Annotated in this window: 12 protein-coding genes, 1 tRNA gene and 1 pseudogene; 4 read left to right on the top strand and 10 right to left on the bottom strand. The window is 70.3% G+C overall.

The genetic code is table 11. From position 1 onward, the window contains the following. Nucleotides 1-6: 6 nt before the first annotated feature. The 3 genes from prmC to rpmE all read right to left on the bottom strand — a co-directional run bounded on the left by prmC (nt 7) and on the right by rpmE (nt 2,296). Nucleotides 7-879, bottom strand: a complete 873-nt coding sequence (gene prmC, locus REH65_RS21920) for a peptide chain release factor N(5)-glutamine methyltransferase (protein ID WP_406688899.1) — start codon at nt 877-879, stop codon at nt 7-9. A 10-nt stretch (nt 880-889) separates the two neighbouring features. Further along, nucleotides 890-1,957 (bottom strand): peptide chain release factor 1, encoded by a 1,068-nt coding sequence (gene prfA, locus REH65_RS21915; protein WP_406688898.1) that lies wholly within the window; start codon nt 1,955-1,957, stop codon nt 890-892. Between the two features lie 126 nt (nt 1,958-2,083). Further along, nucleotides 2,084-2,296: a 50S ribosomal protein L31 gene (rpmE, locus tag REH65_RS21910; RefSeq protein WP_093413636.1), complete on the bottom strand. Its 213-nt coding sequence runs from the start codon at nt 2,294-2,296 to the stop codon at nt 2,084-2,086. A 290-nt stretch (nt 2,297-2,586) separates the two neighbouring features. Between rpmE and REH65_RS21905 the strand changes: the two genes are divergently transcribed. After that, on the top strand, nt 2,587-2,949 hold the full coding sequence (locus tag REH65_RS21905) for a hypothetical protein (protein ID WP_406688897.1): 363 nt from the start codon (nt 2,587-2,589) through the stop codon (nt 2,947-2,949). A 179-nt stretch (nt 2,950-3,128) separates the two neighbouring features. Here the strand turns inward: REH65_RS21905 and rho are convergent, their stop codons facing one another. From rho to argS, 6 genes and pseudogenes are all read right to left on the bottom strand, one after another. Further along, complete coding sequence (rho, locus tag REH65_RS21900; RefSeq protein ID WP_406688896.1) at nt 3,129-5,042, bottom strand: transcription termination factor Rho; 1,914 nt, start codon at nt 5,040-5,042, stop codon at nt 3,129-3,131. An 873-nt stretch (nt 5,043-5,915) separates the two neighbouring features. Continuing rightward, nucleotides 5,916-6,833 carry a homoserine kinase gene (gene thrB, locus REH65_RS21895; RefSeq protein WP_406688895.1) on the bottom strand — a complete coding sequence of 306 codons (918 nt, stop codon included), beginning with the start codon at nt 6,831-6,833 and terminating at the stop codon, nt 5,916-5,918. Next, nucleotides 6,830-7,918, bottom strand: a complete 1,089-nt coding sequence (thrC, locus tag REH65_RS21890; protein WP_281455061.1) for a threonine synthase — start codon at nt 7,916-7,918, stop codon at nt 6,830-6,832. The genes thrB and thrC overlap by 4 nt, the downstream gene beginning before the upstream one ends. After that, nucleotides 7,915-9,218 (bottom strand): annotated as a pseudogene (locus REH65_RS21885) (homoserine dehydrogenase). The gene thrC and the pseudogene REH65_RS21885 overlap by 4 nt, the downstream one beginning before the upstream one ends. Continuing rightward, nucleotides 9,219-10,637: a diaminopimelate decarboxylase gene (gene lysA, locus REH65_RS21880; protein ID WP_406688894.1), complete on the bottom strand. Its 1,419-nt coding sequence runs from the start codon at nt 10,635-10,637 to the stop codon at nt 9,219-9,221. Between the two features lie 93 nt (nt 10,638-10,730). Then, nucleotides 10,731-12,392 carry an arginine--tRNA ligase gene (gene argS / locus REH65_RS21875; protein ID WP_406688893.1) on the bottom strand — a complete coding sequence of 554 codons (1,662 nt, stop codon included), beginning with the start codon at nt 12,390-12,392 and terminating at the stop codon, nt 10,731-10,733. Nucleotides 12,393-12,670: 278 nt separating this feature from the next. On the opposite strand from argS, the gene REH65_RS21870 reads away from it, so the two are divergent. Both REH65_RS21870 and REH65_RS21865 read left to right on the top strand, forming a co-directional pair. Next, nucleotides 12,671-13,453 (top strand): DUF3105 domain-containing protein, encoded by a 783-nt coding sequence (locus REH65_RS21870; RefSeq protein WP_406688892.1) that lies wholly within the window; start codon nt 12,671-12,673, stop codon nt 13,451-13,453. Continuing rightward, nucleotides 13,450-14,118, top strand: coding sequence for a DUF305 domain-containing protein (locus REH65_RS21865; protein WP_406688891.1), 669 nt, complete (start codon nt 13,450-13,452; stop codon nt 14,116-14,118). The genes REH65_RS21870 and REH65_RS21865 overlap by 4 nt, the downstream gene beginning before the upstream one ends. 65 nt (nt 14,119-14,183) lie before the next feature. Here the strand turns inward: REH65_RS21865 and REH65_RS21860 are convergent, their stop codons facing one another. Next, on the bottom strand, nt 14,184-15,101 hold the full coding sequence (locus REH65_RS21860; RefSeq protein WP_406688890.1) for a cation diffusion facilitator family transporter: 918 nt from the start codon (nt 15,099-15,101) through the stop codon (nt 14,184-14,186). A 248-nt stretch (nt 15,102-15,349) separates the two neighbouring features. On the opposite strand from REH65_RS21860, the gene REH65_RS21855 reads away from it, so the two are divergent. Continuing rightward, nucleotides 15,350-15,422 (top strand) — tRNA-Arg (locus tag REH65_RS21855). The last annotated feature ends 33 nt before the right edge of the window (nt 15,423-15,455 follow it).

The raw sequence follows: 15,455 nt of genomic DNA, 5'->3' as shown, positions 1-15,455 counted from the left end.
TCCCTGTCACTCCGGCTGGGTGCGGCGGGCGGTGGCGAAGCGGGGGCGACCGGCGAGGTCGGGGTGTTCCCGCACGTCGGTGAGGACCCTGCGGGCGCGCAGGAGAGCGGGCACCGAGCCGCCGTGGGTGTCGTCGTGCTCGATCGCCACACCGCCCCCCGGCTTGAGCAGGCGGGCCGCGCACGCCACCACGTGGCGGACGACGTCGAGACCGTCGCGGCCGCCGAAGACCGCCTCGTGCGGGTCGTGGTTGCGGACCTCGGGCGGGACCGGCGTCCCGTCCGGCACGTACGGCGGGTTGCAGACGACCAGGTCGACGAGGCCCTCGAGCTCCATGAACAGCATCGGGTCGGTGACATCGCCCGAGTACAGGGCGATCGGGCTGTCGCCGGACTCCGCTCGCCGCTCGGCGTTGCGCCGGGCCCACGACAGCGCGGTGGGGTCCTTCTCGACCGCGTGCACCGCGGCGTCCGGCCGGGCGTGCGCCAAGGCGAGCGCGAGCGCACCCGATCCCGTACACAGGTCGACGATCACGGGCTTGTCGATGTCCTCGATGACGCCCGCTCCCCATTCGAGGAGCAGCTCGGTCTCCGGGCGGGGCACGAACACGCCCGGCCCCACTTCGAGGTTCACCTCTCCCAGGAAGGCCTGCCCGGTCAGGTGCTGCAGCGGGACCCGCGCGGCACGGCGGCGCACCAGGTCCTGCAGCGCCTGCACGACCGGCGGGTCGACCAGCGGCACCATCATCAGCTTGGTGCGCTCGACGCCGAGCAGGTGCGCGGCGAGCAGCTCGGCGTCGGTGCGCGGGCTCCCCACGCCCGCCGCCGTGAGTGTGCGCTCGGCCTCCAGGATGGCCAGGCGCAAGGGCTGTCGGGTCACGTCGGTCAGCTTAGAGCGCGAGGCGCTCGTTGCGATCCGCAGCCAGCAGCGCGTCGAGCACCGCTTCCAGGTCGCCGTCGAGAACGTGATCGAGGTTGTACGCCTTGTAGTTGACCCGGTGATCGGAGATGCGGTTCTCCGGGAAGTTGTAGGTGCGGATGCGCTCGGAGCGGTCGACCGTGCGGACCTGGCTGCGGCGGGTCTCCGACGCCTCCCGCTCGGCCTCCTCCTCGGCTGCGGCCTGCAGGCGCGCCTTGAGCACCTGGATGGCGCGCAGCTTGTTCTGCAGCTGCGACTTCTCGTTCTGGCAGGACACCACGATGCCGGTCGGCAGGTGGGTGATGCGCACGGCCGAGTCGGTGGTGTTCACGCTCTGCCCACCGGGCCCGGACGACCGGTAGACGTCGATGCGCAGGTCCTTCTCGTCGACCTCGACCTCGATCTCTTCGGGCTCGGGGTAGACCAGGACGCCGGCGGCGGAGGTGTGCACGCGGCCCTGGGACTCGGTGACCGGGACGCGCTGCACGCGGTGCACGCCGCCCTCGAACTTCATCTTCGACCACACGCCGTCGGGGCTGTTGTCGCCGGACTTGGCCTTGAGCGCGACGGTGGCGTCCTTGTAGCCGCCGAGGTCGGACTCGGTGGAGTCGAGGATCTCGGCCCGCCAGCCCTGGCGCTCGGCGAACCGCAGGTACATGCGCAGCAGGTCGCCCGCGAACAGCGCGGATTCCTCGCCGCCCTCACCGGACTTGACCTCGAGGACCACGTCGGAGCCGTCGTGCGGGTCGCGGGGCAGCAGCAGCTCGGTGAGCTTGTCCTCCAGCTCGGGGACGCGCTCGGCGAGCCGCTCGGCCTCCTCGGCGAAGCCCTCGTCCTCGGTGGCGAGCTCGCGCGCGGTCTCCAGGTCGGAGCGCGTCTCGTCGAGTTCGCGGGAGGTGCGGATGATCGGGGTGAGCTCGGCGTAGCGGCGGCCGAGCTTGCGGGCGTTCGCCTGGTCGACGTGCACGCTCGGGTCGGCCAGCCGCTTCTCCAGATCGTCGTACTCGGCCAGCAGACCTTCGAGCTTCGATGTCTCCACGGGGCGACCCTTTTCCTGACGGCTTGAAGTCGGTCTCGGCGCGGCCGCCCCGGTCGAGACGGCCCTCACGCAATGACGGCGCCCGCCCTCGCGCGTGGGAGCGGAGGGCGGGCGCCGTCGGCGCAGCTACTTCTTGCGCTTGCCGTACCGGGCCTCGAAGCGGGCCACGCGACCACCGGTGTCCAGGATCTTCTGCTTGCCCGTGTAGAACGGGTGGCAGTTCGAGCAGACCTCAACGGTGATCTGACCGCTCTTGCGGGTGCTGTGGGTGGTGAAGCTGTTGCCACAACCGCAGTTGACCTGCGTCACCACGTACTCGGGGTGGATGCCACTCTTCAACGGCTTTTCCTCTCGACTTGGCCGCCGGGTCCACGCGCACATCGCGACGTGGTGAACCGGGACCGGAACCAGCCTTCGATTGTGCCAGACCACGGCACGCGACCTGCAACGCAGGTGTTCGGAGCAGTATTCCCGGCGCCGTTCGTCGCAGCTGCGCGACCGCCCGGCGCATCGGAACAACCGTCCGGCGAGACCGGGTCGTGCCCCGGATGCAGAACTCCGTGAACACCGTTCATCATCTTCCCGTGTCGTTCTGCGCTGCCCTGGGAAGACTCACGGTCCGGTCGTGGGTGTCACTCCCCCTGCTCTTCTTGGGCTGCGCCACCGGTGTGGCGGCGCTCATCGACCTGATGCTGCAGTCCGACCCGACGCTGGCGGGCGAGCTGTCGCTGTCGGCTCCCCTGCTGTTCGGCTTCGCGGGTGGCCTGGCCCTGTTCAGCGCCGGCCACGTGCAGTGGAGCTTCCGCTGGCAGCGCTTGAGCCTGCGCGTCGCCTACCCGCTGGCGATGCTCGTGTGCGCGATCGCGATGGATGCGCTCACGCTCCCGATGAGCGCAGCGCTGATCATCGGTCCGATCGCCGCGCTGCTGCTCGCGGCGCTGCTGGTTCGCGCCCACCACGCCCGCGACGAGGCCGACTGCCTCGCCTCCTGAACCGCCGCTGACCGGCGCAAGGGAACCTTCGCCAACCACGGCCCGAGGGGAACCGCCCAAGGGCTCTCCTGCTGCGCCCGCCCGCGCTGCAGTGAGCAGGGGAACCTTCCTGTCACCGCTGGACCGCAAAAAGGGCCCGCGCCTCTCGGGTGCGGGCCCTGTTCTGCGGGAGGGACGGGTCAGTCGTCGTCCTTGCCCGGGGTGTTCTTGGCGACCTGCATCAGGAACTCGATGTTGGTGCGCGACTTGCGCAGCCGGTCCTGCAGGAGTTCCAGCGCCTGCTGCGCGTCGAGGGCGGCGAGCACCCGGCGCAGCTTGTGGGTCACGGCCAGCTCGTCGGGCGAGAGCAGGATCTCGTCCTTGCGGGTGCTGGAGGAGTCGACGTCGACCGCCGGGAACAGCCGCTTGTCGGCGAGCTTGCGGTCCAGCTTGAGCTCCGCGTTACCGGTGCCCTTGAACTCCTCGAAGATGACCGTGTCCATCGTCGAACCGGTCTCGACCAGCGCCGTGGCGAAGATCGTCAGCGAGCCGCCGTTCTCGATGTTGCGGGCCGCGCCCAGGAACCGCTTCGGCGGGTACAGGGCGGTGGAGTCCACACCACCGGACAGGATGCGCCCGGACGCCGGGGCCGCCAGGTTGTAGGCGCGGCCCAGCCGGGTGATCGAGTCCAGCAGCACGACGACGTCGTGCCCCATCTCCACCAGGCGCTTGGCGCGCTCGATGGACAGCTCGGCGACCGTGGTGTGGTCCGACGGCGGGCGGTCGAAGGTGGAGGCGATGACCTCACCCTTGACCGAGCGCTGCATGTCGGTGACCTCTTCCGGACGCTCGTCGGCCAGGACGACCATCAGGTGGCACTCGGGGTTGTTCGTGGTGATCGCGTTGGCGATCGCCTGCAGCACCATCGTCTTACCGGCCTTGGGCGGCGAGACGATGAGCGCGCGCTGCCCCTTGCCGACGGGCATCACCAGGTCGATGATCCGGCCGGTGAGGTTCTGCGGCTCGGTCTCCAAGCGCAGGCGCTCGTTGGGGTACAGCGGCGTCAGCTTGTGGAACTCGGAGCGGCTCTTGGCGGCTTCGGGCTCCAGGCCGTTGATGGAGTCCACCCGCACCAGCGGGTTGAACTTCTGGCGCTGCTGCTCGCCTTCGCGGGGCTGGCGGATGACGCCCTTGATGGCGTCGCCGCGGCGCAGCCCGTACTTGCGGACCAGCGACAGCGAGACGTAGACGTCGTTGGGTCCGGCGAGGTAGCCGGAGGTGCGCACGAACGCGTAGTTCTCCAGCACGTCGAGGATGCCGGCGACGGGCAGCAGCACGTCGTCCTCGCGGACCTCCGGCTCGCCGCCCTCGCCGCGACCGCGGTTGCGGCGGCGGTCGCGGAAGCGACGTCCCCGGCCCCTGCCGCGGCCCTCGTCGTCATCGTCCTGCCGGTTGTCGCGGTCCTGACGATCCTGGCGGTTGTCCCGGTCCTGCCGGTTGTCGCCTCGGTCCTGGCGGTTGTTGTCGGACTTGCGCTCGGCGTTGCCGCCGCCGCGCTGGTCCTCGGCACCGCCCGACTCGGTGCTCGCGTTGTTGCGCCCGTTGGAACGGCGACGGCGGTTGTTGCCGCGGCGGTTGTCGTCCTCGCCGCCGCTGTCGCCGGACTGCCGACGGGTGCGGGTGCGCGTGGCGGCGGAGCCGTTGTTGTTCGACCCGTTCCCGGCCGACCCGCTCGCGGTCGACCCGCCTCCGGTCGACTCCGCCGCGGTGTCGCGCGAAGCGTTGTCACCCTCGTTGGTGGTGCTGTCGAGGGTCTGCTGGCTGGCCTTGGCGGGGGATTCTTCGCTGCGCACCTGCGCCTTCTTCGCGGTCGAGCGGGTGCGCGGCGCAGTGCTGCCGCTCCCCTGCTTCTCCTTGATCGCGGCGATCAGGTCGCCCTTGCGAAGGCCGCCGGTCTCGATCCCCAGTTCCCCCGCGAGTTGGCGCAGCTCGGCAAGAACCATGCCGGAAAGCCCGCCGCGTCGCCGCGGAGTGCCGTTGGCCTCGGCATCCTGCTGGCCAGCAGATGAGGTGCCGTTGGCGGCCTCGCTGCTCAACAGTTCGGTGTTGCTCACGAATGTCCTTCCTGACCGGATCGCGCCTCCTACGCGACCCAGCGGATTGCCCGCCCGCTCGTTTGAGTGCGGACGGCCGGTATGTGCTACCAGCCCTGTCGCCGGTCGGATTCGCCCCTCGGACGCAGCATTACCGACTTCGACGTTGGCTCGGGGAACCAGCAGCACCGGGCAGTGGGAGGCACCCGGCTCGCGTGGTCCATGTGCGACGCATCCACTCCGATCCACACGTGCCGATGCACGTCCTGCCGCCTCATTCCAGGAATCCCCGACTCTCGGATTGCCCCGGTGGTGAACCGGGAAACTTCGGGTTCCGGGTCGGCGTCATGGTCACCTTGAGAGGCCACACCGTGGAACTTAAGGCCCCCACCCCGACATCGGCAACGGATTGGCGCCGATGATCCCGAAGCGAACTCACTTTGAGTTGACAACTCCTGCCTCGGTCACCGCGGTCGCCAGACCCGCCTGAAGTTGATCTTCACCCATGCCGGGCGAAGTCCAATTCACTGCGGGAGATGCGCCCCGGAAAACGATGTTCCGGGCACGGCACCGGCCCTAGGCGCGGTGACTGATTGACCTTGAGGGTAGACGCCCCGTAGTTCGGGTGCAACAACCCCCTGCGGGCGTGTACCGCCCTCGCAGATCAAGCCGTCGACATTTCCGCGAGCGAAGACCCCGGACGCGGTCGCGATCCCATTTCCGGGACCGGTCCGCGTGATTCCCTCCAGCGACTCGCGCTAGCGGACCGTCGGCGACAACTCCTTTCTACCACTTCCGGCGAAGCCGCCGCGCCGGGGGCCGATGAGCAGGGCCTTTACCCCTCGACGAACCCCGGCCGCCGGCGGCCCGACGCCTGATCGCGAAGCGGCGGAGTCAGTCCTCGACGTGCGTGCGGACCCCGACGCGGTCGACCGGCAGGTCCAGCGCGGCGAAGCTCCCGGGGGCGAGCTCGCGCGCGTTCACGTTCTTCACGGGCAGCGCCAGCGCGGTCGGCCCCGCGCCGGACACGGCCGCCGCGATCCCCTCCGCGCGCAGCGCGCGCACCAGCGCCACGGTCTCCGGCCACGCCGGCTCGCGGTAGTCCTGGTGCAGCCGGTCGTCGGTCGCGGCCAGCAGCAGCGACGGGTCGCGGGTGATCGCGTGCACCGCGAGCGCGGCACGCCCCGCGGCGAACGCGGCGTCGGCGTGCGGAACCCGCTCCGGCAGCAGCCCTCGCGTCACGTTCGTGGCCGATTCCGCTTGCGGCACAAAGACGATCGGCGACACGTCGGGGTGCGCGGGCGAGCTCACCGCGCGGAAGCGCTCCGATTCCCGCCACGCCAGCACGAAATCACCCAGCAAGCTCGCCGCCACGTTGTCGGCGTGCCCCTCGCGAACCGCGGCCAGGTGCAGCGCGCGTTCCACGTTTTCCGTTGCGCGCAAATCGATTCCCGCCAGACCGTGCGCGACGGCGATCCCCGCGACGATGGCGGCGGCCGAGGACCCGAGACCCCGCGAGTGCGGAATGCTGTTCTCGCAACGCAGTTCCAGCGCGGGCGGAGCCGAAAAACCCAGCTCCGCAAGGGTGTCGTGGACGACCCGCACGACGAGGTGCCGCTCGTCGCCGGGCACCGAACCGGCGCCCTCCCCGGTCACCGACACCGTCGCCGAGCCGCCCGGGCCGTCGACCACGCGCGCGGACACGACGTCGTGCAACGACAACGCCATGCCCAACGCGTCGAAACCCGAGCCGAGGTTCGCCGTCGACGCGGGAACCTCGACCCGGACCGCGCTCACCGGCAGCGAACTCACCGCAGCTCCAGCGCGTCGGCGACCGCGCTCGGGTCGACCGGCAGCGGCTCGACCTCGACCATGCCCGCCAGCGCGGTGTCGGGGTCCTTCAACCCGTGACCGGTGACCGTGCACACCACGACCGAGCCCTTCGGCAGGCGCCCGTCGGCCGCGGTGGCCAGCAGGCCGGCGACGCTGGAAGCCGAGGCGGGCTCGACGAACACGCCCTCGCGGGCGGCCAGCGTGCGGTATGCGGCGAGGATCTCCTCGTCGCTCACCGCTGAGAACAGGCCCTGCGAGGCGTCCTTGGCCTTCTCCGCGCCCTCCCACGAGGCCGGGCTGCCGACGCGGATCGCGGTCGCGATCGTCTCGGGCTCGGCGACCGGGTGGCCGTGCACCAGCGGTGCGGCACCGGCGGCCTGGAAGCCGAACATCCGCGGCAGCGAATCGGTGATCCCCTCGCCGTGGTACTCGGTGTAACCCTTCCAGTAGGCCGTGATGTTGCCCGCGTTGCCGACCGGCAGGCAGTGGATGTCGGGCGCGCGGCCCAGCACGTCGCAGATCTCGAACGACGCGGTCTTCTGGCCCTCCAGGCGCACCGGGTTGACCGAGTTGACCAGCGTGACCGGGTGCTCGGCGGCGGTCTTGCGGGCCAGTTCCAGGCAGTCGTCGAAGTTGCCCTGGACCTGCAGGATCTTCGCGCCGTGCACGACGGCCTGGGCCAGCTTGCCCAGCGCGATCTTGCCCTGCGGCACCAGCACCGCCGACGTCAGCCCGGCGCGCGCGGCGTAGGCGGCCGCCGAGGCCGAGGTGTTGCCGGTGGACGCGCAGATGACGGCCTTGCTGCCCTCGGCGAGCGCGTGGGTGATGGCCACCGTCATGCCGCGGTCCTTGAACGACCCGGTCGGGTTGGCGCCCTCCACCTTCAGGTAGACGGTGCAGCCGGTGCGCTCCGACAGGTGCGGCGCGGGCACCAGCGGCGTGTTGCCCTCCTGCAGGGTCACGATGCGCGCACCGTCCGGGACGGCAACCCGGTCCCGGTACGCCTCGATCAGACCGGGCCAGCCGGCTCCGGACTTCGCCGGAGCGCTCTGGATGTTCGTCACGTCGGTTCACCTTCCACGCGCATCACGCTGACCACGTCGCGCACAATCGGGAGCTGCGAATCTTGTCCACTGTGGACGACAGTGCCGCGTCGTCGGCGGTGTGCGTGACCACCACGAGGCTGGCCTCGGCACCCCTGCCCTGCTGACGCACCACCGAAATGCTCACATCGTGCTCGTTGAACGTCGCCGCGACCTGCGAGAGCACGCCCGGCTTGTCGGCCACGTCGAGGCTGATGTGGTACCGGGTCGGGGTCTTGCCCATCGGCTGCACCGGCAGCTGGGCGTGCGCAGACTCGCGCGGCCCCTTGCCCTCGACCACCAGGTTGCGGGCGACCGCGACGAGGTCGCCCAGCACCGCGCTCGCGGTCGGCGCCCCACCGGCGCCCTGGCCGTAGAACATGAGCTGACCGGCGGCCTCGGCCTCCACGAACACCGCGTTGAACGCCCCGCCCACACCGGCCAGCGGGTGGCTGCGCGGGATCATCGCCGGGTGCACGCGCGCCGACACCGACTCGGTGCCGTCCTCGTCGATCACCCGCTCGCAGATCGCCAGCAGCTTCACCGTCCGGTCCAGCGTCGCCGCGGCCGCGATGTCGCCCGGGGTGACCCCGGAGATCCCCTCGCGGTGCACGTCGCTGGCCGTGACGCGGGTGTGGAACGCCAGCGACGCGAGGATGGCGGCCTTCGCCGCAGCGTCGAACCCGTCCACGTCCGCCGTCGGGTCCGCCTCCGCGTAACCCAGGCGACCGGCCTCGTCGAGCGTCTCCGAGTAGCCGGCGCCGGTGGAGTCCATCGCCGAGAGGATGTAGTTCGTCGTGCCGTTGACGATGCCCATGACCCGGTTGATCCGGTCCCCGGCCAACGACTCGCGCAGCGGCCGCAGCAGCGGGATCGCGCCCGCCACGGCGGCCTCGAAGTAGATGTCGGCACCCGACTCGTCGGCCGCGGCGTAGAGCTCCGAGCCGTGCTCGGCCAGCAGCGCCTTGTTCGCCGTCACCACCGACTTGCCCGAGCGCAGCGCCGACAGCAGCAGCGAGCGGGCGGGCTCGATGCCGCCGATCAGCTCCACCACGACATCGACGTCACCCTCCACCAACGCCTGCGCATCGGTGGTCAACAGGTTCTCGGGCACCTCCGGATGCTTGTGCGGACGGCGCACAGCGACGCCGGTGACCAGCATCGGGGCCCCGGTTCGCGCCGCGAATTCCTCCGGTTGATCCTGCAGCAGCCGCAGCACCTCGGTGCCCACGGTGCCGCAGCCCAACATCGCGACCCTGATCGGTTCACGGTCCCGGATCACTCACACCTCCAGCCGGAGCAGGTCGTCCTCGGTCTCCCTGCGCAGCAACAATCGCGCCTGACCAGCTCGAACCGCAACCACCGGCGGCTTGGGCAGGCGGTTGTAGTTGCTGGCCATCACGTAGCAGTACGCCCCGGTGGCGGCCACCGCGAGCAGGTCTCCCGGAGCAATGTCGCTCGGAAGCCAGCAATCGCGCACCACTACGTCACCGGATTCACAGTGCTTGCCCACGATGCGGGACAGAACGGGCTCCGCCTCGGCCGATCGGGACACCAATCGGCTGTCGTAGACGGCGTCGTAGAGCGAGGTGCGGATGTTGTCGCTCATCCCGCCGTCCACGCTGACGTAACGCCGCTCGACGTCCGAACCCAGCGCCACGTCCTTGATCGTGCCGACCTCGTAGACGGTCATCATGCTCGGGCCGACGATCGCGCGCCCCGGCTCCACCGCGATCTTGGGCACCGGCAGGCCCGCGTTCTCGGCCTCCTTGCCGACGATCTCGAAGAGCCTGCTCGCCAGCTGCGCGGGCGGCATCGGATCGTCCTCGGGCGTGTAGGCGATGCCCAGGCCACCACCGAGGTCCACGGTGTCGGCCGAGGCCAGCGCGTCGGTGCCGTGCTCCTCGCGCAGGTCCGCCAGCAGCCGCACCACGCGGTGCGCGGCCAGCTCGAACCCGTCCACCTCGAAGATCTGGGAACCGATGTGGCTGTGCAGCCCGGCCAGCTCCAGCGCATCGGCCTTGAGCACGCGGGCGACCGCCTCCGCCGCCTGACCCGAGGCCAGCGAGAACCCGAACTTCTGGTCCTCGTGGGCGGTGGCGATGAACTCGTGGGTGTGCGCCTCGACGCCGACCGTCACCCGCACCAGCACCCGCTGCTTCGCGCCGCGCTGGGAGGCGATGTGGTCGAGCCGGGCGATCTCGTGGAACGAGTCGAGCACCACCGAACCGACCCCGGCCTCCACGGCGGCGGTCAGCTCGGGCACGGACTTGTTGTTGCCGTGGAAGGTGATGCGCTCGGCGGGGAAGCCGGCGCGCAGCGCCACAGCCAGTTCGCCGCCGCTGCACACGTCCAGGCTCAGGCCCTCCTCGGCGACCCAGCGGGCCACCTCGGTGCACAGGAACGCCTTGGAGGCGTAGTGCACGGCGGCCGGATCGCCGAAGGCCTCGGCGTAGTCGCGGCAGCGCGACCGGAAGTCGTCCTCGTCGAGCACGAACAGCGGGGTGCCGTACTGCTCGGCGAGCTCCCGCACGTCGAGGCCCGCGACGCGCACGACGCCGTCGGCACCGCGCTCGCTGTTGCGCGGCCACACGTGCGGATGCAGCAGGTCGATCTCCCCCGTACTGGACGGGGACGGTCCTGCGGTGTTGCCGGGCGGCACGACATCGGCGTGCCGCGGCCCGGCGGGATGGGCGCGCATGTTGACAAAGCTCCTTAGCGCAGCCTGCCGCTGGACAGGCGGTGAAGTGGCAGGAAGGTTCCCTCCACGTCGAGGGATCCCGCCTGCCCGCGATTACATCTGTTCCGGCGCGCTCACGCCGAGCAGGCCCAGACCGTTGGCCAGCACCTGGCGGGTGGCCTCGCACAGCTGCAACCGCGCGATGGTCAGCGGGTTGGCCTGGTCATCACCGGGCTGCAGAACGCGGCAGGCGTCGTAGAACTTGTGGTACGCGCTGGCCACGTCCTCCAGGTACCGAGCCACCCGGTGCGGTTCGCGCAACTCGGCGGCCGAGCGCACCACGCGCGGGAACTCGCCCAGGGTGCGGATCAGGTCGCCCTCACGTTCGTGGGTGAGCAGCGACAGATCGGCATTCTCCACGGCTCCCCGCTCGATGCCCAGGGAGGCGGCGTTGCGCTGCAACGACGACAGCCGGGCGTGCGCGTACTGCACGTAGAAGACCGGGTTCTCGTTGGTGCGCTTGCTGATCAGGTCCAGGTCGATGTCGACGGCGGAGTCCACCGAGGAGCGGATCAGCGAGTAGCGGGCGGCGTCGACGCCGACGGCCTCGACGAGGTCCTCGAGGGTGACCACGGTGCCGGCGCGCTTGCTCATCCGGACCGGTTTGCCGTCGCGCACCAGGTTGACCAGCTGGCCGATGAGGACCTCGACCACCGACGGGTCGTCGCCCAGCGCCGCGGCGGCGGCCTTGAGCCGGGCGATGTAGCCGTGGTGGTCGGCGCCGAGCATGTAGAGGCACAGGTCGAAGCCGCGGGAGCGCTTGTCGCGCAGGTACGCGATGTCTCCGGCGATGTAGGCGGGGTCGCCGTCGCTCTTGATGACGACCCGGTCCTTGTCGTCGCCGTACTCGGTGGAGCGCAGCCACCAGGCGCCGTCGGCGGCGTAGAGGTGATCGGAGGCCTTGAGCTGCTCCACGCACTGCTCGACCTGGCCGGAGGTGTGCAGCGAGTCCTCGTGGAAGTAGACGTCGAAGACGGTGCCGAAGTCGGTGAGGCTCTGCTTGATCTCCTCGAACATCAACCCGACGCCGATGCGGCGGAAGGTCTCGTTCCGCTCGTCCTCGGGCTGTTCCAGCACGCCGGGCTCGGCCTCGACGACCTTGCCCGCGATCTCGGCGATGTAGTCGCCGCCGTAACCGTCCTCCGGTGCGGGCTCGCCCTTGGCGCCGGCGACGAGGGACTTGACGAAGCGATCGATCTGCGCGCCCGCGTCGTTGAAGTAGTACTCGCGGGTCACCTCGGCGCCCTGAGCGGAAAGTACCCGTCCCAGCGCATCGCCAACGGCGGCCCAGCGGGTGCCGCCCAGGTGGATGGGGCCGGTCGGGTTCGCCGAGACGAACTCGAGGTTGACCTTCAGGCCGCTGTAGAGCTCACCGGTGCCGTAGTCGGCGCCCGCGTTGAGCGCCTCGCGCACGATCTGCCCCTGGGCGTCGGCGGCGAGCCGCAGGTTGAGGAAGCCCGGACCGGCGACGTCGACCGAGTCGATGCCGTCCTGGCTGGTCAGCGCCTCGGCGAGCCAGGTGGCGAGATCGCGCGGGGCGACTCCGGCCTTCTTGGCGATTTGCATCGCGAGGTTCGTCGCGTAGTCGCCGTGCTCCGGCTTCCGCGGGCGCTCGACGGTGACCGCCTCGGGCAGCACCGACGTGTCCAGCCCACGGGCGGAGAGCACGTCGACGGCGGTGTTGCGGACCAGTTCAGCGAGCGCGGCGGGAGTCACCTGATGAAGTCTAGGGATCCTTCCGCGCAGTTCAGACGTCGGGTTGCCGCCCACTCCGTGGACTCCGCCCCCTCCGTTCGGCCCAGCCGGGGCCTCCGACCGCGCGCAAGACCGGCCGCGGCCGCTTCCGAGACGACCACGGGGCGTGATCGAAGCGTTGTCTGTGTGTGAGAACGTGTGGTGGCGAGCATGCGCCGATCGGCACACCGCCGTTCGGGCACTCTCTACACTGGCGGGCGCTGTCCCCAGGTTCGGGCGAGACGAGGTTTGCGAGCAGCATGGCTAAGAAGAACGCGGTGCGCGGCGCCGCCGTGGTCAACCAACGGTCGATCCCCTGGATGCTGGTGTCCGGGGTAACGGTGGTCGCGGTGTTCGCTGCGGTGATCTTCGGGTACGCCTACAGCCGTTGGTCCGACCAGGCCGCGACGCGTGACGCGCAGGCCGCCGCCGAGAAGGCCACCGAGGCGTTCAAGCCGTCACCGCAGAACCCCGACCCGTCGAAGGCGATCCCCGGGGTCGTCACCGCCGACTACAAGGGCCAGCAGCACGTCCAGCCCACCCAGCGCGTCGCCTACGACAAGAACCCGCCGTACGGCGGCCCGCACGACGGCGTCTGGGCCGACTGCACCGGCGTCGTCTACCCGGAGGCCGTGCGCACCGAGAACATGGTGCACTCGCTGGAGCACGGCGCGGTCTGGATCGCCTACAACCCGGACAAGGTCGACGAGGCCGGGCTGGACCGGCTCAAGGTCCGCGCCCAGGGCAAGCCGTACACGATGCTGTCGCCGTACCCGGGCCTGGACAAGCCGATCTCGCTGCAGTCCTGGGGCCACCAGCTCAAGCTCGACAGCGCCGACGACCCGCGGATCGACCAGTTCATCACCGCGCTGCGGCTGAACAACAACGGCGTCTACCCCGAGGTCGGCGGTTCCTGCCAGGCCTACCCGGGCGCGTTCGACACGAACAACCCGCCGAAGTTCGACGCGAGCCCGCCTGGCCCGGACGCGGTCACCATGGACGGCAAGGGCGCCAACGCCGGCACCGGCGAAATGGGGCAGTGAGCCCGTTGGTCGAGGCACGACGCATCTCTCACGTCGTTGTCGCCATCGTCGCGGCGTTCTCGCTGCTGCTGCTGGGGGCGGCGCTCGGACTGCTGATCCGGGTGCCGTCCTTCGAGCACGCCGCCCCCGAGGCGACGGCGACCGACATCGGTTTCTCCCAGGACATGAGCGTCCACCACCAGCAGGCGGTGACCATGGCGACGCTGGCCCGGGAACGAGCCGACGACGTCGCCGTCCGGCAGCTGGCCTTCGACATCGAGACCAACCAGCGCGACCAGATCGGGCGCATGCAGGGCTGGTTGAGCATCTGGAACCAGCCGGCCCAGGCCACCGGCCCCGTCATGCAGTGGATGAAGGAAACCGGCGAGCACCAGCACGGCGCCACCGCGATGCCGATGTCCGACGGCGCGCTCATGCCCGGCATGGCCAGCAGCGAGGAACTCGCCCGGCTCGGCTCGCTGCGAGGACCGGAGTTCGACGTCTTCTTCCTGCAGCTGATGCTGCGCCACCACCAGGGCGGCGCCCCGATGGCCGAGTACGGTGCCACCCACGCAGCGGTCCCGGCGGTGCGCGCCCTGGCCGAGAACATGCTCGGCTCCCAGGGCAGCGAGATGGAACTGATGAAGACCATGCTCAACCAGCGAGGCGCCCAACCGCTCGGTTGAGCGGGCGCTGAGCTGAGCATGGGAACCTTCCGCTCACTCCGCCGAGGAAGAAGGGTCCCTCTCGCTCACCAGGTCAGTTCGCGGCACCGGCGCGCGCACTCGGTGGGTTCGACCTGCAGGGTGGCGTGCTCGATGCGGTAGCGCTCGGACAGCAGGCGCTGCGCCGCGGTGAGCACTCCGCCGTGGTCGGCGTCCTGGCTCGCGGTCAGGTGCGCCGAGGCGACCTCCATGCCGGAGGTCAGCGTCCACACGTGCAGGTCGTGCACTTCGGTGACCGAGGGCAGCGCGGCGAGGTCGTCGCGCATCTCCTGCAGGTCCAGCCCCTCCGGCGCCTGCTGCACGAGGATCCGCAGCGCCTGGCGCGCGAGCTTGAAGGTCCGGGGCAGCACGAACAGCCCGACTCCGACGGCGATGATCGGGTCGGCGAGGTACCAGCCGAAAGCCCAGGTCACGAAGCCGCCGACGAGCACGCCCGCGGAGCCGATGGTGTCGGCGAGGACCTCCAGGTAGGCGCCGCGCACGTTGAGGCTCTCGTCAGCACCCTTGCGCAGCAGCGCGAACACGACCAGGTTGGCGAGCAGACCGGCGGCCGCGGTGGCCATCATCGGCAGCCCGGCGACCTCGTGCGGCCGCTGGAAGCGCTCCACGGACTCGATGAGGATGTAGCCGGCGACGCCGAACAGCAGCACCGCGTTGGCCAGCGCCGCGAGGACCTCCACCCGGTAGAGGCCGAAGGTGCGCTTGGTGCCGGTGGGACGACGCGCAGCGGTGATCGCGGCCAGGGCCATCCCGACGCCGAGGACGTCGGTGAGCATGTGCCCGGCATCGGACAGCAACGCCAGCGAGGACGTCATCCAACCGACGACGGCTTCGAGCACGAAGAACGCGAGCAGCACGCCGAAGGCGATGGACAGCCTGGTCAGGTAGCGGCCGGACGCGTGCGCCGCGTCGGCGGCGGAACCGTGCCCGTGGCCGTGCCCCATCTCGTCGCCTCCTCACATCCGCACCAGATACATAGCGAAGTATGCATGATTCGCGGCGCGCGACGAAAGTGCCCTGCAACTCAGATCACGACCTTCACCCGAACCTCCGCACCCGTGGTGACAGAAAGGTTCCCCCTGCACCGGCCACCGGGGAACCCCCAGATGAACGCGACCGCCCCGCCACAACCCGACCCCGCCCCAGGCACCTGCGAGGCGTGCGATAGGCTATCGATCGTCCACAGCGACCAGCCCTCGTAGCTCAGTGGATAGAGCACTGCCCTCCGGAGGCAGGTGTCATAGGTTCGAATCCTATCGAGGGCGCCTGAGAACGACGAGCAAAGCCGCCTCTGGCCA

The sequence above is a fragment of the Saccharopolyspora sp. ID03-671 genome, assembly GCF_045278815.1.
Lineage (GTDB): Bacteria > Actinomycetota > Actinomycetes > Mycobacteriales > Pseudonocardiaceae > Saccharopolyspora > Saccharopolyspora ipomoeae.
This window is presented reverse-complemented; position numbering and strand designations above follow the sequence as displayed.

What these genes read in the sequence shown, in the direction of transcription:
- REH65_RS21870 (WP_406688892.1), top strand. Translation starts at nt 12,671, where the DNA reads ATGGCTAAGAAGAACGCGGTGCGCGGCGCCGCCGTGGTCAACCAACGG.
- lysA (WP_406688894.1), bottom strand. Translation starts at nt 10,637, where the DNA reads ATGCGCGCCCATCCCGCCGGGCCGCGGCACGCCGATGTCGTGCCGCCC.
- REH65_RS21860 (WP_406688890.1), bottom strand. Translation starts at nt 15,101, where the DNA reads ATGGGGCACGGCCACGGGCACGGTTCCGCCGCCGACGCGGCGCACGCG.